A 22365-nucleotide genomic window follows, 5' to 3' on the forward strand; every position below is an offset into this window, starting at 1 on the left:
TGTTGTCCGGATCTGCTATTTAATATTTTCCGAACCTACTGCCTCAGAAATCGAATTAAATCCTTTTTCTTCTAACTTTTGCAGCAAACCTTGGAGAATCCGACGCACCATCCAAGGCCCTTCGTAAACCCAACCGGTGTAAACTTGAATTAAACTGGCACCGGCTGCTATTTTTTCCCAAGCATCTTCGGCGGTGAAAATGCCGCCAACTCCAATTATGGGTAATTCGCCTTTTGTATATTGCCAGATAAATCGGATTACTTCTGTCGATCGCTCCCGCACTGGAAGCCCGCTAATTCCCCCGGCTTCTTCGGCGATGGGTTTGCCTGTTTCTCGCAATATTTGTGTTTTCAGTCCGTCGCGGCGGATGGTGGTATTGGTGGCGATAATTCCTGCTAGTTGGTAGGTTTTTGCTATGTCGAGGATTGATGCGATCGCCTCTGACTCCAAATCCGGCGCAATCTTGACTAAAATTGGCTTGATTCCCCGATTTTCTTGTTGCAAAATTTCCAAAATTGTGCTAAGCCCAGCAGCATCTTGGAGCGATCGCAACCCCGGCGTATTCGGAGAGGAAACATTCACTACAAAATAGTCGCCCCAATCTTTCAGCAGCTTAAAACTCTCCAAATAGTCGGCTGCTGCTTGCTCTAACGGTGTTACCTTAGATTTACCGAGATTGATGCCCAAGGGGAATGGGGACTGAGCCATGGGGCGCGAGGCATCGAATTGTGACTGTTTCTGTGCTGCCTGAAACCGGGCTGCCATTGCCGCGGCTCCTTGATTGTTAAATCCCATGCGGTTGAGGACTGCACTGTCCTCCGTCAAGCGAAACAAGCGAGGTTGGGGGTTTCCCGGCTGTGGTTGACAAGTGACAGTGCCGAGTTCGGCAAAGCCAAAGCCAAAATTTGCCCAAATGTCAGCAGCTACGCCGTTTTTATCAAATCCGGCGGCTAAGCCGACAGGATTGTTAAAGCTCAGTCCCCACAAAGATTGTTCGACGCGAGAATCTTGGACTCCCAAAGATTTCTGCAATCGAGAGAGCATTTGGCTGGTTGCCGGGTTTGACTGGGTTCTGGCTGCGAGTTCGAGAATTTGGAGAGTGCGGTTGTGCAGCCACTCGGCATCGGTTTTCAATACGGAAAACAACAGCGGCCGTACACCTGATTGATAAATATCCAATGATTTGTACTGGGGCAATTTACAAATTAGAAAGGAGAAGGGGAATAAAAATATTCACGAGCAGACAGCGAAGGCGAAGTTTTTACTTCAACTTCGATCGACTTTATCCAATGTTTGAGATTGAAGGATAAGTGAGACGATTATATTATAAGTTGACTCTTTTGCATTTTAATTTTTTGAATTTTTAAGTTAGTAATTTTAAATTAGACAAAGGTGCGGGGAAGCTTGGAAATGGGGCAGCAGCAAAGACCAAAGGATTTAGACGAACAAATCGCGACCCTAGAGCGCGTTCTCCAGACTCTCCGAGAAGAGGAGAATGTTGAAGTGCTACTTTCGACCACACTCGGTTACTTGCAATCGGAATTTGACTGGCGGTTGATTTGGATCGGGTTGTACGATCGACAGGCCCACAGATTGTTCGGGAAAGGCGGCATAACTCCTAACGGCGACCTGTCTTTTCTCAAACAGCGGTTTGCTCTCAGTCCGGGGGATTTGCTGGAACAAGTGGTGATTCAGCTCCGCCCGGTGGGAGTCCCGGATTTGCGATCGGAAAACAGAGCCGGAGAATGGCGCAAGGCAGCTCAAACTTTCAATATTCAAGGCACGACTCTGTTTCCGCTGCGCTACAAAGACCGCTGCTACGGCGTGATTTTGCTCGGCACAGACGTGTGGGGATCGTCGCCCAAGTCGGGGGAAAAAACGCAGTTGGCGATCGTATTTGGAGCGCTGGCAACTGCTCTTTACCAAATAGAAAAAGACTGGCAGCGACAACAAATCAAACACCCAGATGAGTCTCTTTTAGCGCTGATTTCGCAGTTGGGGGAATTGCGATCGCTCGACCAATACTTGCAAGCGGTTGTCGAGCAAACTCATGAATTTATCGAGCCGACGCGCACCAATGTTTATTGGTTCGAGCGAGAGCGGCGCTATTTTTGGCGCCGAGTCAGCAACCGCGAAGTTACTCCGGGTTTGGGCGGGCCAGTCCGAGCGGCTTCGGGCATCACCGTCCAAGACTTGGGCGAATTTTATCAGGCTTTGGGCAGAGAAGAAATAGTTTGGATCGGTGAATCTCAAAGTTCTCTGAAAACTGAGCTGACGGGGCGGTTGATGCAGCAAATCCGCGCTCGCTCTCTGTTGGCTGCGCCGATTGTTTCGGAAGGGGAATTGTTGGGATTTTTGGCAGTGGAAGCCAGCGAAGCGCGGATTTGGCAAGACAATGAAAAACATTACCTGCAGGGAGTGGCGCAGTTAGTAGCTCTGACGGCTCCTGTGTCGGAGATGGAGGAGAAAATTCAGCAAATTGAGATCGATCGAGATTTAACGGCCGGAATAGCTCACGCCATCTACAGCGATGCTGACTGGGAGGCGACTTTGAAAAATACCGCCGAACAGTTGTGCGAGAGGCTCAAATGCGAATACTTTTTGCTGCTGCTGTACGGCGACGAACAAAATCGCTTTGAAATTGTCTGCCAAAATTTGCCCCGCAATCGCAGGGCAGTGCCGTCGCCGCTCAACGCCCTCGATGTGGCTGACGTGGGGCTGCTGCAAGAAATCGCACCTCTGGCTATTGAAAATTGGGAGGAAGACGGGCGGTTGGGGGCTTGGCGGGAAGTGTTGGGGGAGGCGGGGGTGCGATCGCTTTTGGCATCGAGCACTAGGGCGAAAAAGGAAGAGGGAGAAAACCCCAATCTAAAATCGAAAATCGCCAATCGCAAATCGATCGAGGGTTTGCTGGTTGTCGGGCACAGTGCAACTCGCACTTGGAGGCGATCTGAGCAAGAATTAGTTCGGCTAGTGGGCGAACAACTCGGATTGATCCTGCACTCGTGGCAGCAGAGTTCGGCAATCGACAAATATCAGCAATTTGAGCGCTCGCTCAAATCTGGTTTGGCGGTTTTGCACCATTCTCCTGATGAGCAATCTGAACAAGAGATATCTGCTGCTTCACCGACGATGTTCCCAGAGTTGCCGCTACAAAAGCTCGATCGTAACTTTGCTCAACACGTTTCCCAGACAATTTCCTGTCCTTTAGTAGCCGTAATTACTTGGAATCCCGGTGAGGAGCAAGGTTCCATCGTGGCGGCGGTAGCTGCCAACCCCGTATTTGCCCTCAATCCCGAGGCGGTGATTCCTGTCCAAACAGATGCTTTGATCCAACAAACCCTGGCTGCTAACTGCGTGGTGCAACAGAGCACGAGCCAACTGCCACTGGCGACAAAGCGGTGGCTCCGCAGTCCGGGAATTGGCGAGATTCTGACGGTGGCGCTGCGGACTGCCCCAGAACACGCTCCGGCGGGCATTGTGGTGGCTGCGGACGCTCCGGGCCGCCAGTGGTCGGAGTTGTCGGTGAGTTTACTCAGCTCGATGGCGTCTCAGTTGGCTTGGTGGCGCAGGTATTTGGCGGTGCAATCGATCCAGGAGTCGCAGCGATTGGATCTGGAGTTGCTCAACTGGTACAAACAGCGCCGTTTTGAGGATTTTTACCGAACTCTGGCAGCGGGGGTGAAGGAGTTGGGGGAGTTGAGTCAGTCGATTTTGCAGTCGGCGAAGGAACAAAAGGATGCTCTGAAAATTTTGCGCTACCAACAGGTTTTGCGGCAAATTGGCAATGCTTTGGGGTCAACTCATTTGCTGCTGAAACAGGAACATTGGCGGCTGCAATTCGGACAAGATGCGGTGCCTGTGAGCGCTTGGCTGAGGCGATCGCTCGATCGAACGGCCCCCCTGGTCAAACAGTCGAAAGTCTCGCTGGAAGTGCACAGAGAAACTGCTGTGTCGATGCCTGCGGGCCAGACTTTGAGCGTTCGCGGCGACAGCATCAAGCTGGATTTGATACTGTGCGAATTGCTGGCGACGGCTTGCAGGCGCTCTGCAGTTGGCGCCAAGATTGAGATTCGCTCTCAGTTGTTGGGGGAAGATTTGTTAGAATTGTCTGTGGTCGATAGCGGCGCGTGCGATCGACAGTTAATTGCTGCCTTCAAAGGCGGTTCCGAACCCGATATATTAGCGGTTTCTAGTTCACATAGGTCGATCGTGCAAAATCTCTTAATTTGTCAGCGAGCAGTACGCTTAATGGGGGGAAACTTTTCTATAGAAATGTTAGAAAACAATTTAATTGTGGCTCGTTTAGTGCTGCCCCTAGCCAATTCTTAATATTGCAAAATTTTGTAAAAGTTCCAAGCTGCGAGGGAGGATTGTAGGGGCGGGTTTCACCAACAATAATTGCCTAAAACCGACAATCTCATAAACCCGCCCCACTCAACGCTAAACCGCCATCCACCTCTTTCAAAATACAAGGGACTGGTTTAGCTGCGATCGATATTGTTATTGATATCTTGCGCCATTCTCAGGCACGAACGGGCCAGAGAACCCGTTCCCCAATACATCAATTTTCTTGTGGCTGGGCCCCAGAACCCGCCCCTGAAAGACTTTCAGAACTCGGGAAAAACCTTTGAGTAATCCAAGCAGTTACAATATGAGAAAGCAATCCCATCGGCCCAGCAAAAAAACACAAAGCCAAAGAATGAACCGTCCAAACTCCTGTCCGCTGTCCTTCCAAATAAATCCAGCGCCCGACAAACAAGTCCATCACTAAAAAATGTATCCATCCCGTAGCAGCCGCCGTTTCCTCCCCCAGAAACTTAGCAATATCTGCTAGCTTGGGATTCGACAAAGCTGCCGCATTTTCCGCAGTTAGACTGCTACCAAACAAATATATGTATAAAGCGGCGAGCACTGCAAACGGAATGAAGGAATTCATCACTTTTCGGGTAATTCCCCAGTTTGGTAATAAAATCATAATTGCCCAGAAAGGCACAACGAACAGATTACCGGCATTAAAAATTAGTTCTGGTGTCATAGTTGGCTCTTGGCTCCTGCGAAGGCAATGCAATTAAGGATATTAAGATTACTTTACACAATTTTTGCTAAAAGTTCTCAAAACCCGAAAAAAATCTCATTCACAAATGAAAGAGAATTGCTATACTTATCTAAAATTTCAAATTTCCCATCGAAAATCGATTAAGGCAGCACAGCCCATGACAACTTATAATAACTTTTCCGAGTGGTGCAAGCACAAAGAAAGTCTCTCGCCCAGCGCCAAACATACCCTAGAAATACTGTTGCAAATCTCAGACACTTCTGAGTGCGATCGAGCCAACGAACTGCTTTCTAATACAAAAGAACTTAACCTCAAAAATCTTCAAATTATCGATATCAGCCCCCTCTCATCTTTCACTCAACTTACTAATCTCATCCTCGGCAGCAATCAAATATCTGACATCGCTCCCCTGCAATCTCTAACTAACCTGAAAACTCTGGTTATAGATGTCAATCAAATATTAGATATCAGTCCGCTTTCATCTCTAATAAATCTGACTGTACTCGTTCTCGATACCAATCAAATCTCAGACATCAGTCCCCTAGCAGGTCTAACCGATCTTACCGCACTTGTCTTGTTTGACAACAAAATTTCCGACATCACTCCGGTAAAAAATTTAACTAACTTAAATGCGCTGATTCTCTACAACAATCAAATTTCAGATATCGCTCCTCTGGAAAATTTAACTGAACTTCAGACACTCTACCTTTACAATAATAAAATATCGGATATCACCCCGCTGGCTTCCTTAAAAAATCTGACTACGCTGTTTCTATTCGGAAATGAAATATCTGACCTGACTCCGCTGGAAGCTCTAACTAACTTAAATAAATTGGTTTTATTCCAAAATAAAATATCAGATATTAGTCCTTTGACATCGCTTACTAATTTAATTGAACTCAACCTCGGTAACAATCAAATATCAGACATCAGTCCGCTGAAATCGTTAACTAATTTGACAGAACTTTATTTGTTCAACAATCCGATTTCGGATAGCAGCGCGCTACAAGCTTTAAATAATTTATTTTTACTAGACTTGTACAACAATCAAATCTCTGATATCAGTTCCCTGGAATCTTTGCACAAGTTAACTACCCTGGACTTGCGCGGGAATCCCATTGTTAATAAAATTTGCCCTGTCAATCCTGAATCAATCTGCAGGTTTTAATTAATTATTAAGGTCGAGGCAAGATGGCGGTTTATAGAGTATAATGTTTAACGTCAATATCAGGAGAAAGTGATGAGCGGACACGATGCTTTGATGTTAGGATTGCTGCTGTTGCCAGGTTTGGCTTTGTCGATCGCAATTATGGGCGCTTTTGCCGCTGGTGGATAATCAGTTTTTAACTCATCAGCGCTCCAGCAAGCAATTTACTGGTTCAAAAAGGGCGGGTAGATCGATTTTTTGAGTTGCCGAAAATATCTTTGGCAAAACCCGCCCATTTTCTCTACCAATTTACAAAAATTGTGCTGTCACATCGGAATTTACCAAAGTATTCGCGCACAAAATACCCGATGCTGCGACGGCGGGGACGCCAATTCCCGGCATGGTGCTGTCTCCCACCCGATACAAGCCTTTGACTGGTGTTTGCGGCCCGGGAAATGTGCCTTTGCCGGCGGCGATTGCAGGCCCGTAAGTTCCTTGATATCGGCGCAAAAATCGGGCGTGGGTTAGCGGTGTGCCGATCGACTCTAAGACTATCCGCGATCGCAAATCCGGTATAATTCTTTCTAAAGCTTGAAACAGAGATTGCGATCGCTCTTGCTTTTTCTGCTGATACAATTCGCCATATTCCCAACCTTCGTAAGGTTCTAATGTATAAGCGTGAACGGCGTGATGTCCTGGCGGCGCGAGAGTTGCGTCCCACACTGTAGGAATCGAAATCATGCAAGTATTTCCGGGTACTGTAATGTCAATCTTGCTGTCGTGAACGACGACGTGGTGGCCGGTCAAACCTTCGAGTCCTTCAGCTTTAATTCCTAAATGCAGGTGCATGAAACTGTCTACAGCAGGCATCGACAAAGCGCTTTTTCGGTAGCTTTCCGGCAAATCTTCAGGGCGCAGTAACTTTGTATAAGTATCCCAGATTGTGGCATTTGAAATGACAATTGGGGCGCGGATAACTTCGCTATTTTTCAAGCGAACGCCGGTGGTTTTGCCGGATTCAACTAATATTTGCTCGACGGGAGCTCCCAGGCGCAATTTTCCTCCCCAGCGCTGCAAACCTCGAACTAAAGCATCCACGATCGCACCGCTGCCACCTGCAGGATATTCGATCGCACAGCGCGATCGTTCGCCAATCATAAAAGCTATTTCCGGCGCGACAGTTCCGTGGGCTTTCAAACCAGACAGCAAAAAGCACTCCAAATCTATCAAACGCCGCACCCAAGGGTCACGCACGTCCCGATCCATCAAGGAACCTGCTGAACCCGCGATCGCACCTACTAACGGCAACAGCTTCAGCAAAGCAGGCGAGTACCGAGATAGCAAAACAGGTATCAACTGCCAGTCGGATCTCAGCGCTAAAGCCGGAATTCCACGCAAAGCTTCATACAAAACTAATAAATTTTGTTGAAATTCCTGTAATTCTACAGCTCCTTGCGGTGCGAACTTAGCTACAGCATCTAAGTAACTTCTCGCATCAGCATAAACCGGCAAACTTCCCTCCGGAAAGTGGTAATGCCCCAGCGGATCGTAGGAAATTGCTGCGATCGATTCCTCCAAAACATCAAAAACTTGCCGCAAAGGATTGAACGACCGGGGGTCAGTCAAACCGCAATAAAAAGAAGGCCCCGAATCAAAGTGAAATCCCCGGCGCGAAAAGCTGTGAGCTGCCCCGCCCGCTATGATGTGGCTCTCGCAGACGAGCACCCGCTTGCCGTAGCGAGCTAGCATCGAGCCGGCGACTAAGCCGCCAATACCGCTGCCAATTACGATCGAATCAAAGTCTTGCATTTATCAAATGTGGTATAATTGTATTATTTCTTGCTGAGTGTTGACAGGGTATTTTTATGGGAGGAAAACTATGAAAGCTTTATCTATTTTAGATGAAGTTGTTCGCGAATTAGAACAAGACGTCAATATCTCGCGCATTAAAAAAATAATATTTTTTGCTTGTAAAGAGTTCTGGGAAAATGACCCCGCCCAACTCGCCAGCGCAGATGTAAGGATTTTAATTGAAGAACTGTGCGCCAAATACAGCAGGTTAGAAGATATTGAAGCAGTTTTAAATAGTATAGTCTCTAAGGTTAATAAAAAAACCGAGTATGCTTTAGTAGCAGACCTCATAATCTGTCAACTTAGCAGGCTGTATGAATTTGAAGATTTCACCAAATTAGAATTAAACATATCTAGTTTTGGGGGTCAGGAAGCTCCCGCATTTGAAGAGCACTTTAGTTCGGAAGTACCCAGCAGCGAAGAAAGGGCCATAAACCCAGGCAATTTATTTGATGTCAGACAAAAAATTTTGCAGCAAACCAATCCGCTGAGGGCGAAAATCCTAATTTTTTCTACTCTTTATCACCAGTTTACTTTTAGCGATCGCGACTGGCTACTGCTGAAAACTCAAGAACTTGACAATCTACTGCGACAACTGTTTAATGTCTGTGGCAGCCTAGCCGAACTGGAATCTCAGTTGTACAGAACTGCTAGCAATCTCGACAACAGAGATGAAAACGACCAAGCTGCGAGCGTAATTATCAAAGCGATGAATCCTTGTTACGCAAAAAGGCAAGAGGAAGAACCCCATGAAGCCGAATCTTCGGCTAGTGAAGATTACGATCAGACACATTTACACAACAGTGTTTATGAAGAGAGCGAGCTGGTGGACAGGCGCACCGATTATTTCGATCCAGGCGAGATTACTCACCTCCTTCAAGCTGCTCCCCCTCACTATCATTATGACCCCCAGAAGAGTTACTTAGTGCCGGACACGGCAGAAAATGTACAGTTTAAAGAACCCGAAACCAGCAATAATTATGCTACAGATTTCAGACAGGAAATGGTAGAAACATTCCCAGTTGCAGAAATGCCGACTATTATCGAAACTTTAGAACCAGCGGCTCCTGTTATTATAAATATTAGCGATTCCATCAAACGCAAGTTGGAATTGGAAGAAGAAATGACAGAATTAGTCAGTCAAAGTGCTAACTCCGCAACGGCGCAAATAGAAAATATATTCACCCAGTTAGAAGCTGCTTTGAACGGAAAATTTTCTACGGGAAGTGCAGAGGAGCGTTTGTACTGGAAATATAAAAATCTCAGAGAGTATGTAGGAAAAGTTCAGAAATTTACCGATAAATTGCTGGAATTTTTGATCGAATTGGAGTCAAAAGAAAGCGGGAAATATCCTTCTGAAGTACCCGAAAACATGACCGACAATATTTCTTCTGAAATACCGCAGGAAAACTCTAGCCATAAAGCAAATCAGTATCAGCTTCTGGAAATGGCAAAACAAGGCAAACCAAAGGCGATCGCCCAATTGATCAATCAATTGCTACAGCCTAAAGGAATTGCTGCTACAGTAGGATTTAAAGACGGTTGGCTCCATGTGATTCTGGAGTCTGCTGAAGTACCAAACCAACAGGCTACAGCTACATACATTCACAAAAAACTGTGTACTTTAAAATCAAAATATCTTACTCATGTGAAAATTCACGGGCGACAGTTAGGTAGCAAAACAGTCTTGTGGACTCAAGAATTTGTCAATTAAACTCATTCAATGCTCGACTCAAGTCTGGGGCAACACAAACTAAGTCTGTCTGCGTCAACTGAAATTCAAGAAATTCAATCAAATTTCTCAGACTCAAGTCTGGCGCTACAAAAACTAAATCCGCCCGCGCGAACAGAAACTTAACAAGGCTAGAAATAGCAGATTGTATCTAATTCACCACAAAAACAAATATGAATGCCAGCGAAATTTTAAGGCGATATACATCAGGAGAACTAGATTTTCAAGGTATGAATCTCAGAGGGATATACCTGAGCGGTGCAGATTTAATTGGCGTCAATTTAAGCAGTGCTGACCTCTGGGGTGCAAATTTAGCGATGTCGTACCTGAGCAGAATTAACCTTCAGCGCGCAAATTTAACTAATGCAAAGCTGTGCGGTGCTAACTTAAATCAAGCAAACTTGAGCGGAGCAAATTTGTCCGATGCCGACTTTCACGGAGCGACTTTGCAAGGTGCAGACTTTCGCAAAGCCAACATCTCTTTAGCAGTTTTTATTGATGCAAATTTGAGCGATGCAGATATGCGAGGTGTGAATTTGCAAGGTGCAGATTTGCGCGGGGCGTGCTTGCGGGGTGCAAATTTGCGGAAGGAGGTGCGGATTTTTGAAGGTGCAAATTTGCGGGGTGCAAATTTGCAAGGTGCAGATTTGCGGGGCGTCAATTTGCAAGGTGCAGATTTGACTAAAGCTAATCTCAGTCACGCTAATTTGACTGAAGCATTTCTGGGAGAAGCAAATTTGACTCAGGCGAATTTGAGCGAAGCTATTTTAAATGGCATATTTTTGACTGAAGCAACTTTGGTAGAAACAAATTTTTCCTGGGCTGTAATGACAAATGCTAAGTTGGAAAGAGCTGTGTTAATTGATGCTGAATTGGCTGGCGCTAACTTGCGCGGTGCATTTCTTCCTGATGTTAAGTTGAGCAATGCTAATTTAGTTATGGCTGACTTGAGTCGAGCTAATTTGGTAAGGGCTGATTTGAGTCGAGCTAATTTGAATCAGGCAAATTTGAGTGAAGCTGATTTGACTGATGCTTACCTGGCTAGAACAGATTTGCGGGAGGCAATTTTGCACCGCACAGCTTTGATTAGGGCAGATTTGAGCACTGCTAATTTAACGGGTGCTCAGTGGCGCGGTACAATTATGCCGAATGGAGAAATGCACGGATAATTACTTGTACTAGCAATTTAACGCTCTCGGCCAAATAGTTCATTTAATAGTTAAGGCAATTTCCTATAATTAAAAAAAAGAGGGCAATGCTGTGTTAGCTCCCGGAAAAATTTTACAAGAACGTTATCAATTGCAACAGCGTTTAGGACGCACAGCGGCCGGTCATCAAACTTGGCTAGCAGTAGATTTAGCGTCTCAAGAACAGGTGACGCTGAAAATGTTAGCTTTTAGCCCGGAAATGCAGTGGGAAGAACTCAAGCTTTTTGAAAGAGAAGCACAAGTTTTGCAGGCGCTAAATCATCCCCGCATTCCTTGCTATCGAGATTATTTTTCCCTGGAGCGGGAAGCCGGAGCAGGATTGCCTTGGTTTGGATTAGTGCAAGATTATATTCCGGGGTGTTCGCTTCAGGAATTGTTAGAAAAAGGCAAGCAATTTTCCGAGAAAAACGTGCAAAAAATTGCCACTGAAGTGCTGGAAATTTTAATTTATTTGCATGGATTAAGTCCCCCGGTTTTGCACCGAGATATTAAGCCGAGTAATTTAATTTGGGGCAAAGATAAGCACGTTTATCTAGTAGATTTTGGCGCTGTGCAAGCTCAAGCGGCGGTGACAGGCGTAACGTTTACAGTTGTAGGAACGAGTGGCTATGCACCCTTAGAACAGTTTTGGGGCCGGGCGGTTCCGGGTTCCGATTTGTATGCTTTGGGAGCTACTTTAATCCATTTGTTAACGGGGGCGACTCCTGCGGATTTGCCACAGAAAGATTCTCGGATTCAGTTTAGCGATCGCGTGAGTGTGAGTCCCAGTTTGGTAAGCTGGATTGAGAAGATGACGGAAATCGCGTTAGAAAAGCGTTTCAGCGAGGCTAGAGAGGCTTTAGCAGCTTTGAAATCGGGAAACATACAAGGGGCTAATCTTCAAATTGAGACTGTGAGGAAAATTGCTAAACCGCGTCACAGTCGCATTCAAGTTAGCAAATCAGCGACGGAGTTAAACATTAAAATTCCCTCTGATTTAGTCAGAGCTCCTTTTTCAGTTGGTTTTATGGGAATATTAATTATACTGCTATTTGTGCCGATAATCTTAGTATTCTGGCAATTAAATTTTAGTATTGGATTAGGATTGTTTACGATTATAGCAAGTAGCTTAGTACATTTTTTGGGTCAGGGTAATAAAATTACATTTAACCGGAACTACTTTAAACTGGAACATCAGATATTTGGGTGGACTTATTCACAACAAACTGGGAAAATTTCGGAAATTTTGGGTACTTTTATATATAGCATGAGTGAGGGAAATCAAATCAGGATTCGTTCAGGTAACGATAGGGGAAATTACTTTTATATTTTAGCAAAAAAGTTGAAAGAGGTTGAGGCGGCTTGGTTAGCGCAAGAAATTCAAGATTGGTTAAATTTAAGATAATTTTTTGTATGGCGAAGCCTTGGTGATTTTTTTGTATAATAGACATCTCCCAACTAAAAATGGGTTACGTGCTCACTTATAGGGTGTCTAAAATACAACTAATTCCCGGTTCATCAAGTAAAGGAGCAACAGCTTGTAAACCAGACTGCTCGATCAAAAAATTGATGCTACTTTAAAAGAGTTATGCCAAGGCTTTCAAAAAAATATCCGAATCAAAGTCAGTATATCTTATTACGCGATCGCCCAAAAAACATTGATTATTAATTCAAATTTATCCCTTCACAGGCAAAACGATCGCAAACTCAGTGCCAACTCCTGGCTCTCCATTCACCTCAATGCTTCCGCCATGTTTTTCTACCGCAATCTGGTGGACAATTGCCAACCCCAATCCAGTTCCCTTTCCGACACCTTTCGTCGTGAACAAATGGTCGAATATCTGCTGTTTAACTTCCTCTTTTATCCCGGTGCCGTTATCAGCAATTTTAATTTTAATGTACCCTTCGCCGACTGTATCCGTGCAAATCGTAATGCGGTTGGGATTGGCGGTAATTTCGCTAAAACTGCGTCCTATATTTGACTCTTCTAAGGCATCGATCGCATTGGCAAGCAAGTTCATGAAAACTTGATTCAATTGACCGGGAAAACATTGGATTTTAGGGAGATTGCCGTATTTAGTTATCACTTCGATCTGCGGGCGGTGTTCGTTTGCTTTGAGGCGGTGTTTCAAAATTAAAATAGCGCTATCAATGCCTTCGTGAATATTAAAAGGAACTTTGTAGTCTTTGTCACCTCGGGAGAAGGTACGCAAACTATTGCTGATGCTGCAAATGCGCTCGCACCCGAGTTGCATTGAATCAACCATCTTCGGTAAATCTTCCAAAAGATAATCGAGGTCTATCTCTTGGGCGTGGTCGGCTATTTCCGATTGCGATGCACCGGAGCGATACAATTCTAAGTGTTCGATAACATCTTCCAAACTTCTTTTACCTTCGCTTAAATTGCCAGAAATAAACCCAATCGGATTGTTAATTTCGTGGGCAACTCCGGCGACTAAATTACCCAATGCCGACATTTTTTCGCTTTGCACGATTTGCAGTTGTGCTTGTTGTAAATTTTTTAAAGTTCGTTCTAGCTGTTGATTTTGCTCTTGCAAAAGTTCGGCTGCTCGCTTGCGCTCAGTGGCATCCACACCCAAACCAATAATCCCGATTGTCTCGCCCTGGGAATTTTTTAACTGCACTTTCGTGATTTCTAAATCGTGTAGTTGCCCGTCCACCAATCTGAGAGTTTCGCTGGAGTAATGCGGCAAATCTTGAGCAAGGCAGGCGGCATCTGAAACCATACAGCCCGCTGCATTCTCCCCCAGTATATCTTGATAATGATCGACAGCTAGGAAATCGCTCAGAGGCACGCCCACATCTTGAGAAAATGTCTTGTTCAAAAACTGTACTTTACCACTGAGATTCACCATCCAAATCCAAATCGGAGCGACATCAAGAATCGCTTGGAGCATTTTTTTCTGATCGGCAAGCTGAGCTTCGGTTCTGCTAATTTGTACTAGCGATCGCTCTAATTGTTGGTTGTAATCCTGATAGTTTTTATAGAGCAGAGCATTTTGCAAACAGATGGCTGCCTGGGAGCACAGGAGATTGAGAAGTTGCAGGCGATCTCGGGTAAAAACTTTTGCGGTTAAGCGATTTTCCAGATACAAAATGCCGACTAAGTTGCCTCGATCGAGAATCGGCCAACACAACAGGCTCTGCGGTTGGTATTGGAGAATGTACGAGTCGGAATCCCAATCGCGTTGTTGGGCCAGATCCCGAACAATCACAGGTTTCAATAAATTTTTAACGCAGTCAACAATTTTGAGGGGCAAGATATCGCTGTTTTCATCGAGTTTTGCCGATGATAAGTCAATCGCCCACTCGAGTCCAGAATTGTCGAGCGCGCTTGTAGCCGCGATTTCCCATTGATTGCCGTTTGGCAAAATCAGCGCTCCTTTGTCAGCTCCTGTATTTTTCATCGCCAGTTGCATCAGTTTGGCAATCAGTCGATCGAGTTCTCTTTCACTAGAGAGCGCTTGACAAGCTTTTAACAGTGTTGAAAAATTCCCGAAATCTGAGACGCTCGCCGAAACAGACGGATGAATGGATGGATGAATGGATGGATGAAGCGATTGATTGTGCCCAGCAGGTGTTGCAAAATTTGCTAATGGATTTGCAGGGACTTTTGCGGGTTCTAAAATCGGTTTTAACAATTGAGGATAACGTTTTTCTAAGTCGTCAATCTTGGCTCTATCTCCCCAGCGGACATAGCAATCATAGGCATCTATCATGTAGAGTCTGGCAATTTTTTCTCTTCCCAACGACAGGTAAAACTTAGCAGCAAGTTCGCAGGCAAGAGCTTCTTCATAGACATATTCGTTAGCTTTAGCTCCGGTAATAGCTCGATCGTACAGTTCCATTGCTTCTGCTGTCTGTCCCAAAACGCCGAGCAATTCTGCCTCAACCAGATCGAACTTGTGTTGGTAATTGAGCGGCGTATGGTGCGCGAATTCTTTGAGTTTTTTCTGACTAGCCCCAACGCGCTTAAGGATTTGTTGGCGCTCCGTCGGTGCGGCATCTGCATAGATTGCCAAATCTGCCAGCGCATCATAAAAGTCGTGCATCATCGTTACTAGCATCAAAACAGAATTCCCAAGATAAGGTTTGCCTCCATTTCCCCTGTCGATGGGCTACGGATTACGGCTCGAATATATCCCGAATCCGCAGCCTCTTTTTGCTAAATTTTATACACCTCCATCTGGCAGATAACAGTCTAGATTAATTAAAAGATTGGAAGGTTTAATATATTTGTAAATAACCGATCTGCGTTCGAGTTCGTCAAGAATGTCTGTTCGGTTGAGGACTATTTCTACCGACCCAATTAACGGTCGCTAATGCAACTTTTTTAAATTTTAGCATTACCGCCTTCCGGAAATCCTCAACCACAACGAGGTAGGTTTGAGAATTTTAGCGGCGGGTGGTTGGTCTTTCTCGCGCAGGAACCGATCGATAGCCGATCGAGAATCTGTGTACAATTGCGCGATCGGGCGATATCCAGGTATTACCCCAGTCAAATATACTGCATTTATTATTGTGTCCATATCGGCTGACCTCAACCCAGACATTAACTTGACAAAACTTAGTCTATCTATCTTAGGGCATAAACACCATAATTTTCGAGCTGTCGATCAAAAAATCCAATTATCTATTAAAAAACAACATTTTATACTTTGGCGAGCGTGATTAAAGCTTATTACTTACGTATAAGTTTCTGGGGTTAATCTCAAATACGATTCAATGAACGCAAAATACACGTATAAACACTGCCGTATCATGTCTTAAAAAATACAATGGGTAATTAATTGAATTTAATATATAGCCTTTCGAGCTCTCATATGAGGTACTCCGCGGGCATCGGCCTCCGTGGGCATGGGGCATGGGCCCGCGTAGGGCATGGGCCCGCGTAGGGCATCGGCCCGCGTAGGGCATACCTCACTTTTTTGAGAACCGCTGTAGCTCGATCGCCCAAATTTCCGCTACGCCGGTAAAAAAGTTATTACCTTAAAAAGTCCAAATACAATCTATAGAAATTATAAAGAATCCATCGTGAAAGGAGTGCCACTCTAGTCCCCCCTAGAAAAGGACAGGGCCGTTGCATTGTGCTGAAACTCCCCCCTGCACTGTACTTCCGGGCTAATAGCCCTCCCAGGGGTTAAAACCAAATCAAATAGTAATAGGCAGTAGTCTTCACATGACAATCAAGCATCCAGGATACCAGCCCCCGAATTCATCCGTCCACAAATAAAAAACCTGTATCCGATAAAGGAGCCCCCGACTCGATCTCGCGCAAGTCAGTCGATTTTAGATTTTAGATTTTAGATTTTAGATTTTAGATTTACCCCACAGATAAATCTGGGATCTTGAACTAGGATCTAAAATTTTGATCTTTCCACGATAAGAGTACGTGGCACGGTATCCTTTTTTGGGCTGAGTCAATGCTTCAATTCTTTAATCTTTAATCTCAAATCTAAAATAGATTGACTTTAGGATCGCGAATTAAATAACTTACAATTTTAATTGTTATTGTGGGATGGGCGTCCCGCCCGTCCCACTTTCAAGAGTGGAAGTTATTTAATTCTCATTCCTTACCTAAATTCCGACAGAGGTTAAAACCCCTGTCGGAATCTAGCTTCCCGATCGGGAAACAGCGTTATTTGAGATTAGTCGATCGCGTCTGCCGCTCTTTCTGGCCCTCGTTGAGTTCTGTCAATATCTCGATTCACTTTCTAGCAAATATTGTCCGAGGCAGCTTCAGCGTTCTATCTTGCATCTCGTGCTGCATCATTGATATTTTCTTGGCCGCCGCTGGTATTATATCTCAGAGACTCAGTACCCTCTGCTGCTCTTTCTTTTGCTCCCTGCGTGGCTTCTTTAACAATATCTTTTGCTCCCTTCAAGCCTTCGCGAGTGTTTTCTTTAAGATTAGCAAAGCCTTGTTTGGTTTTGTCGCCAAAGTCATCAGCTTTGCGCTGAGCGGTGCGAGCATCTTCCTTCACCTTTTCGCCAATTTGGTCGAGTTTGTTAGGCGCGTCGTCCGCTACTCGCCGCACGTTTTCCCCTACATTGTTGCTAGATTTAGTATCGATGCGGTGCTGCGCTTGCTCTTTGAGAAGCTGAGCTTTTGCTTCTGCTGATGTGATCTTTTGGTTTCTGGGGTCGTCATCGCTGTAGTTGTTCATGCCGCCTTTGTATTCGGAAGTTACAGCCCCCGAAGGAACTTCTTCTCTAATTTGGTCGGCAGTTTTTCCTATCCTCGCATCAGTTTTTCCTGCCGTTACATCAGTTTTTCCTGCCATCATATCAGGGCGGCTGCAGGCCGTACTCACAAATACTAAAATGCCAGCCAGAAACACTGTTAAGATTTGTACAGCTCGAATTTTTTTCACAAATGCAGTTAGTCTGTTCATAAAAATGCTCCTTTCTATTGTGAAATGCTCAAATGCCTTGTGCTCAAATGCCTTGTGGCTTTGTAGATGTCTTGCATAACCAAATTAGGCACTTAAACACTTTTTTAACTATACGAATAGAAACCGTAGCTTTTCATCTATCCCAAGTTACATTCCTTAAGTTATAGTAGAAGGAATAAGGAATAAGGAATAAGGAATAAGGCTTTGCGAGCGGATAGAAATCAGCAATCAGGAAGAAGGAATGGATAATCCTCAATCTTCTACCAATTATTAAAATTCGCAGCACCCCGCACCGGACAAGGCAATGTCGTTTCCCTAGATAGCTGTTTGGTTCTCCATGCGCGCACTATGTTGAAATGTTGTGCGTGTTGGGGTCAAAAAAAACCTTCTAGTCAGGAACTAGAAGGAAAGTGGTGTATGATCTCAAGTACAACAAGGTCTTTAATCGCAATTGTGCAGGCACATCCCGATCGCACACATCTGTCTAATGGCTGAAAGTATCTGTAAAGTTGCTAAGCATTTTGAATCGCTGTTTTTAGACTTTTGCAGAATTCGCCGATCGCCTCTAAACCCTGTTCTGGAGTTCCTTGGGCCAAGCGTTTGACAAAAGCACTGCCAACAATCGCAGCATCTGCACCCCATTCTTTCACCTGGCGAGCGTGTTCGGGTTGCGATATACCAAACCCGACGCCGATGGGTTTGTCGGTGACGGCGCGAAGTTCTTGCAGCAATTCTTTTGCTCTCGTTTCTAAGCCTTCGCGCACTCCCGTCACCCCCGTCACACTGACTAAGTAAATAAATCCTTGAGATTGACGAGCGATCGCTTCTATACGACTTTTGGGACTGGTGGGAGCAACTAATAATGTTAGTTCAATCCCTAATTTGTTGGCAGGTTGGATGAGACTGTCTGCTTCTTCTAAGGGCAAGTCTGGTACAACCAATCCCTGAACTCCAGCACTTTTGATTTGCTGCAAGAACGTTTCTATACCTCGGTACAAAATCGGGTTGTAGTATGTGAAGAGAATGATGGGCGATCGCAAATTCGGACTAACTTTCGCTACCATTTCCAGCACCGCATCTAACCGCGTTCCCCGCTGTAGAGCCCTTGTAGCAGCGGCTTGAATCACCGGCCCGTCAGCTAGCGGGTCAGAATAGGGAACGCCAAGCTCGATCGCGTCTGCACCGTTATCATCCAAAATTTGCAGTGCTTTAGCCGTTGTCTCCAAATCTGGGTCGCCTGCAGTAATAAAAGGAATCAATGCACATTGGTGGTTCTTGCGTAACGTTTCAAAACAATTAGAAATAGTCATTAGTTATTAGTCATCAGTCATTGGTTGTTGGCAGTTGGTTGTTGGCAGTTGGTTGTTGGCAGTTGGTTGTTGGTTGTTGGCAGTTGGTTGTTAGCAGTTTGTATTAGCTAATAACAACTAATATCATGTCCGATCGATTAACCATAATATCCCGGTCGGGGCGGGTTTTTGAGCTTGGAGATTGTTGGGATGTATTGTTGGTGAACCCGCCCTTACAAAAATCTCGGTCGCTCGACCGGATATGATATAACAACTAACAACTGACAACTGACAACTGACAACTAACCACTGACTAATTATCTTTTTCCTGCTCTATTTCGGCTTGAAGTTTGGCTAATTCTTCAGGAGTGAGTTCATCGAGCTGCTTCTGCAAGACAGCTTCTTTGTAGTCTTGCAATTGCTGGCTGTAGGTCATCTTTTGAGTCAGCGCTCGAAATAAATAAGTCACCAGCCAGCCAATCAAGCCGGCGACCAAAAATAACTGACTCCAAATCCCTGCATTCATACTGTCGAGTCCGGCAAATTGCAGTAGCAAGTAGACCAACCCACCTGCTACAAAAAAGCCGACACTGATTCCAATTACGTCAATACGTCGCATTTAGGCTTCAATCTGCCGCCGTTTGGGCCGAAAATTCAAAAAAGGAGCTAGGAGAAACATACCTGGGAAGAAGAAGAACATCAAGAAGTACATGAAGCCGCGCTCAAAAGAGGTGGCGACGTACCAGCGGCTGTTCAGGTAAGCGTAGGTGGCCGCGGGTACTACCAGGAGGTAGGTTCCTGCCAAGACGGCGTAAAGCAGTAAGGTAATATACATAGATTTGCTTTAGGGGAATAATAACACGGGTAAGTCAGTTGACACGCTCCGTTAGCTGGTTAACTATTGTACCGCTTGGGGAGATCCAGCGCGACTTTTGGGAATTTTTTGATTAGGGGTTGCGTAAATTGGGGTTTTGGCTGTAGAATAAAAGGCTGTTGCTGTTAGTGGCTCAAAACCACAGCAGCTTAACCAAAGGGGGGCGTGGCGGAATGGTAGACGCTACGGACTTAAAATCCGTTGACCCGAAACGGTCGTGTGGGTTCAAGTCCCTCCGCCCCCATCCATTTCAATCATTTGCGATCCATTTGCGATCCAACGGTTTCAGATTTATTGTCACCAATAGTTCTGTTTTCCGCTCTATTTTCGCGCTAATGGTTTTCTACTATGTCCAAAAGCGCCTCTATCTCTGCCAAGTTCGCCCCCGACTTTTTACGTCGGGTCTTCAACTGGTTGAGCAAGTCGGTTGGTTTGGGAAATTGGGCGACGGTGGGAACCCATTTTTTATGTTCATCCCGATCGCCCCGCGTGATATTACGCAGCAACTGGCAAAGTAATCACAAATTCCGTGCCCTGTCCTATTTGAGAATTTACCTCAATTTTGCCTTGATGCTTGGCAAGGATTTGATAGGAAATAGCCAATCCCAATCCAGTACCTTTGCCGATCGACTTTGTGGTAAAAAATGGGTCAAATATGTGTTGGACACTGGCGGACGCAATTCCGGGCCCGTTATCCCGAATCTTGACGGTGACAGTATTCTCGGCCGTAATTTCCGTGCTAATCCAAATCGTTGGAGAATAGCCTTTGTCTTCCTTCTTCACCTCCTCCAGCGCATCTATTGCATTGCAGATCACGTTCATAAATACTTGATTGAGTTGCGCCAGATAGCACTCAACCGCAGGCAACTTGCCGTATTGTTTAATAACTTGAATACCTTGTTTGAGCCGATGATTGAGAATTACGAGGGTGCTATCAATTCCTTCGTGAATGTCGGCTGATTTCATTTTTCCGTCGTCCGATCGCGAAAAATTCCGCATGGATACGACAATTTCGCGAATGCGATCGGCTCCCATTTTCATCGAAGAGAGGGTTTTTGGTAAATCTTCTCTGAGAAATTCGAGTTCAATGTCTTCGATGCGCTCTACAATGGCATCTGGTGGGTTGGGATAATATTCTTGATAGAGAGTTACCAAACCTGCCAAATCTTCGATGTATTGGTTGGCATAGTCAATGTTGCCCCCGATGAAGTTGACAGGATTGTTGATTTCGTGGGCTATCCCTGCAACCATTTGACCGAGAGATGACATTTTTTCGGTTTGAATTAATTGGGATTGAGTTTCTTTGAGTTCTTTTGTATACTCGCTAACTCGCTGAATCAATTGATTGAAAGAGACAGCTAAAACTCCGATTTCGTCGTCGGTTGTGACTGGTACTTGCAGGTTAAAATTCGATTCGCGAGCAACTTGCTGAGCCACATTAGTAACGGTTTCGAGGGGTTCGGCGATCGCGCGGCTGGTTTTGTCCGCTAGCATGGCGGCGATGAGTGCTGAAATTAGCATACTCCCGAGAATAATTCGGTTTCGCAAATTTTCAGATTCTTCTAATGCTTGGGTTCCTTCCTGTTTGTGAATTTCTACGGTAGAAATTAGGTCAGTTAAACTTTGAGCAAGGTTATCTAGTACGATCGCCTCTTGGCCGCTGCTAGTCCTCAACATTTGTAGCTGTGCGGACTCGATGCTCTTGGGCGGCAAATTCCAAACTTGCGCTTCTTTTAACTGCAATTTAATTAGCTGAGCGTAGTAATCAATGACCAGGGCAGATTTCTTCAATATAGCGTGCAATGCTGCATCTTCTGTTGCTAGTCTCTTGGGATGTTCTCGTGCGAAAGATTCAATTTCTGAAATCAGGATTTTCGCCTGAGTGATTTGCCCTAAAAACCGATCGTGTTCGTATTTCAGCGCCACAGAGTTTCCCAAAACGACTGGCAATCTCGCCGCGTGCGATCGGGCTTCAAATACCGTATTTTGCAAATTTTGCAGCATTTGCTGCTGCTGCCCAGCAACATTTACCTGAACTAAAGCTTGCTTGCGAAAGTAGTCTCCCAATTTCAGTCCCGCACCAGTTCCCAAAATCGCTATTCCAATAGCTAAAGCATAGCCATAGCTAATCTTTTGACCGATACGCAAATATTTTGATTCGGGCTTGAGTGCAGTTAGATTAATAGTTGAAGTTTTTAACAAATGTTTTTGAGAATAGTGCTCTTGCTCTACCTTGCTATTCTTGGACTGAGTGTGGGTAAATAATAACATTGAAAGTTCCTCCCAAAACAATCAGGAGTAATTGAGCAGCGAAGAAAAGCAGAATGCACTTATGCTGAAGGTCGAAAGCAGTTTTGAGTGTTGAATTTTGAATTTTGAATTTTTTAGCTCAAAACTCACCCCTCAATACTCAACCCTCCCCCTAGTATCTCTCTTTTTAGACTAGAGTGTTTGTGATCTCCATCAACAATCTATGTGATTATACCCAAATTTACAAAATTTCTGATAACAGCGATTAGTATTTGCAGTCAGTTGGGACACAAGGCCCAACTACCGGTTCTCCCCGTTTTTCTTTTTCTGCCAGTTCTCGGTTTAGTTCCAGCAATTTTGCTAAAATATCGTCGCTGTCAGTCAATCCGTAAGCTTGCATTACTTCGCGATCGAGCTTAGCGTGGAGTTTAAATAGCTGACTTGTTGGCTCTTCAAAAAATTTATTGTAAAGTTGAGTAATTCCCCACTGCTTGGCTGACATTTGTTGAGTGCGGTACAGTGAAGTAGCAAGATCGAAGCGCGATCGCATTTTTCATTCC

At 45.0% G+C, this 22365-nt stretch carries 17 protein-coding genes and 1 tRNA gene; 6 read left to right on the forward strand and 12 right to left on the reverse strand.

Annotation, left to right across the window (positions count from 1 at the left end):
* Window positions 1-15 precede the first annotated feature (15 nt).
* Window positions 16-1179, reverse strand: coding sequence for a quinone-dependent dihydroorotate dehydrogenase (locus tag OSC7112_RS29525; protein ID WP_015179344.1), 1164 nt, complete (start codon window positions 1177-1179; stop codon window positions 16-18).
* 231 nt (window positions 1180-1410) lie between these two features.
* Between OSC7112_RS29525 and OSC7112_RS29530 the strand changes: the two genes are divergently transcribed.
* The gene (locus OSC7112_RS29530) at window positions 1411-4332 is read left to right on the forward strand and encodes a sensor histidine kinase (protein ID WP_015179345.1); all 2922 of its coding nucleotides are present in this window, start codon (window positions 1411-1413) and stop codon (window positions 4330-4332) included.
* 232 nt (window positions 4333-4564) lie between these two features.
* On the opposite strand, the gene OSC7112_RS29535 is transcribed toward OSC7112_RS29530, so the two are convergent.
* On the reverse strand, window positions 4565-5038 hold the full coding sequence (locus OSC7112_RS29535) for an ABA4-like family protein (protein ID WP_015179346.1): 474 nt from the start codon (window positions 5036-5038) through the stop codon (window positions 4565-4567).
* 178 nt (window positions 5039-5216) lie between these two features.
* On the opposite strand from OSC7112_RS29535, the gene OSC7112_RS29540 reads away from it, so the two are divergent.
* Window positions 5217-6227, forward strand: coding sequence for a leucine-rich repeat domain-containing protein (locus OSC7112_RS29540; RefSeq protein ID WP_150111630.1), 1011 nt, complete (start codon window positions 5217-5219; stop codon window positions 6225-6227).
* Window positions 6228-6515: 288 nt separating this feature from the next.
* Here the strand turns inward: OSC7112_RS29540 and OSC7112_RS29545 are convergent, their stop codons facing one another.
* Window positions 6516-8015, reverse strand: coding sequence for a phytoene desaturase family protein (locus tag OSC7112_RS29545; RefSeq protein ID WP_015179349.1), 1500 nt, complete (start codon window positions 8013-8015; stop codon window positions 6516-6518).
* A gap of 70 nt (window positions 8016-8085) precedes the next feature.
* Here OSC7112_RS29545 and OSC7112_RS29550 point away from each other — a divergent pair, with 70 nt between their 5' ends.
* The 3 genes from OSC7112_RS29550 to OSC7112_RS29560 all read left to right on the forward strand — a co-directional run bounded on the left by OSC7112_RS29550 (window position 8086) and on the right by OSC7112_RS29560 (window position 12381).
* Entirely contained in the window at window positions 8086-9771 is a 1686-nt protein-coding gene (locus tag OSC7112_RS29550) for a hypothetical protein (protein WP_015179350.1), read from the forward strand.
* A 191-nt stretch (window positions 9772-9962) separates the two neighbouring features.
* Complete coding sequence (locus tag OSC7112_RS29555; RefSeq protein ID WP_015179351.1) at window positions 9963-10958, forward strand: pentapeptide repeat-containing protein; 996 nt, start codon at window positions 9963-9965, stop codon at window positions 10956-10958.
* A 91-nt stretch (window positions 10959-11049) separates the two neighbouring features.
* Window positions 11050-12381, forward strand: coding sequence for a serine/threonine protein kinase (locus OSC7112_RS29560; RefSeq protein ID WP_015179352.1), 1332 nt, complete (start codon window positions 11050-11052; stop codon window positions 12379-12381).
* A 271-nt stretch (window positions 12382-12652) separates the two neighbouring features.
* On the opposite strand, the gene OSC7112_RS29565 is transcribed toward OSC7112_RS29560, so the two are convergent.
* The 6 genes from OSC7112_RS29565 to ndhL form a co-directional block, all read right to left on the reverse strand.
* Entirely contained in the window at window positions 12653-15064 is a 2412-nt protein-coding gene (locus tag OSC7112_RS29565) for an ATP-binding protein (protein ID WP_015179353.1), read from the reverse strand.
* Window positions 15065-15343: 279 nt separating this feature from the next.
* On the reverse strand, window positions 15344-15526 hold the full coding sequence (locus tag OSC7112_RS36420; protein WP_015179354.1) for a hypothetical protein: 183 nt from the start codon (window positions 15524-15526) through the stop codon (window positions 15344-15346).
* Window positions 15527-16744: 1218 nt separating this feature from the next.
* Window positions 16745-17392, reverse strand: coding sequence for a DUF6658 family protein (locus tag OSC7112_RS29570; RefSeq protein WP_015179355.1), 648 nt, complete (start codon window positions 17390-17392; stop codon window positions 16745-16747).
* A gap of 512 nt (window positions 17393-17904) precedes the next feature.
* Entirely contained in the window at window positions 17905-18702 is a 798-nt protein-coding gene (gene trpA / locus OSC7112_RS29575) for a tryptophan synthase subunit alpha (RefSeq protein ID WP_015179356.1), read from the reverse strand.
* A gap of 292 nt (window positions 18703-18994) precedes the next feature.
* The gene (locus OSC7112_RS29580) at window positions 18995-19300 is read right to left on the reverse strand and encodes a DUF3007 family protein (RefSeq protein ID WP_015179357.1); all 306 of its coding nucleotides are present in this window, start codon (window positions 19298-19300) and stop codon (window positions 18995-18997) included.
* Window positions 19301-19516, reverse strand: a complete 216-nt coding sequence (gene ndhL, locus OSC7112_RS29585) for an NAD(P)H-quinone oxidoreductase subunit L (protein ID WP_015179358.1) — start codon at window positions 19514-19516, stop codon at window positions 19301-19303.
* Window positions 19517-19714: 198 nt separating this feature from the next.
* On the opposite strand from ndhL, the gene OSC7112_RS29590 reads away from it, so the two are divergent.
* Window positions 19715-19799 (forward strand) — tRNA-Leu (locus OSC7112_RS29590).
* 88 nt (window positions 19800-19887) lie between these two features.
* Here OSC7112_RS29590 and OSC7112_RS40335 read toward each other — a convergent pair.
* The 3 genes from OSC7112_RS40335 to OSC7112_RS29600 form a co-directional block, all read right to left on the reverse strand.
* Window positions 19888-20061, reverse strand: coding sequence for a hypothetical protein (locus tag OSC7112_RS40335; protein ID WP_190274296.1), 174 nt, complete (start codon window positions 20059-20061; stop codon window positions 19888-19890).
* A complete protein-coding gene (locus OSC7112_RS29595; protein ID WP_015179359.1) occupies window positions 20051-21826 on the reverse strand; it encodes a sensor histidine kinase in 1776 nt (591 codons plus the stop codon). Before OSC7112_RS29595 ends, OSC7112_RS40335 begins: the two co-directional genes overlap by 11 nt.
* A 244-nt stretch (window positions 21827-22070) precedes the next feature.
* A complete protein-coding gene (locus OSC7112_RS29600) occupies window positions 22071-22355 on the reverse strand; it encodes a hypothetical protein (RefSeq protein WP_071884010.1) in 285 nt (94 codons plus the stop codon).
* Between the last annotated feature and the right edge of the window lie 10 nt (window positions 22356-22365).

The sequence above is a fragment of the Oscillatoria nigro-viridis PCC 7112 genome, assembly GCF_000317475.1.
Lineage (GTDB): Bacteria > Cyanobacteriota > Cyanobacteriia > Cyanobacteriales > Microcoleaceae > Microcoleus > Microcoleus nigroviridis.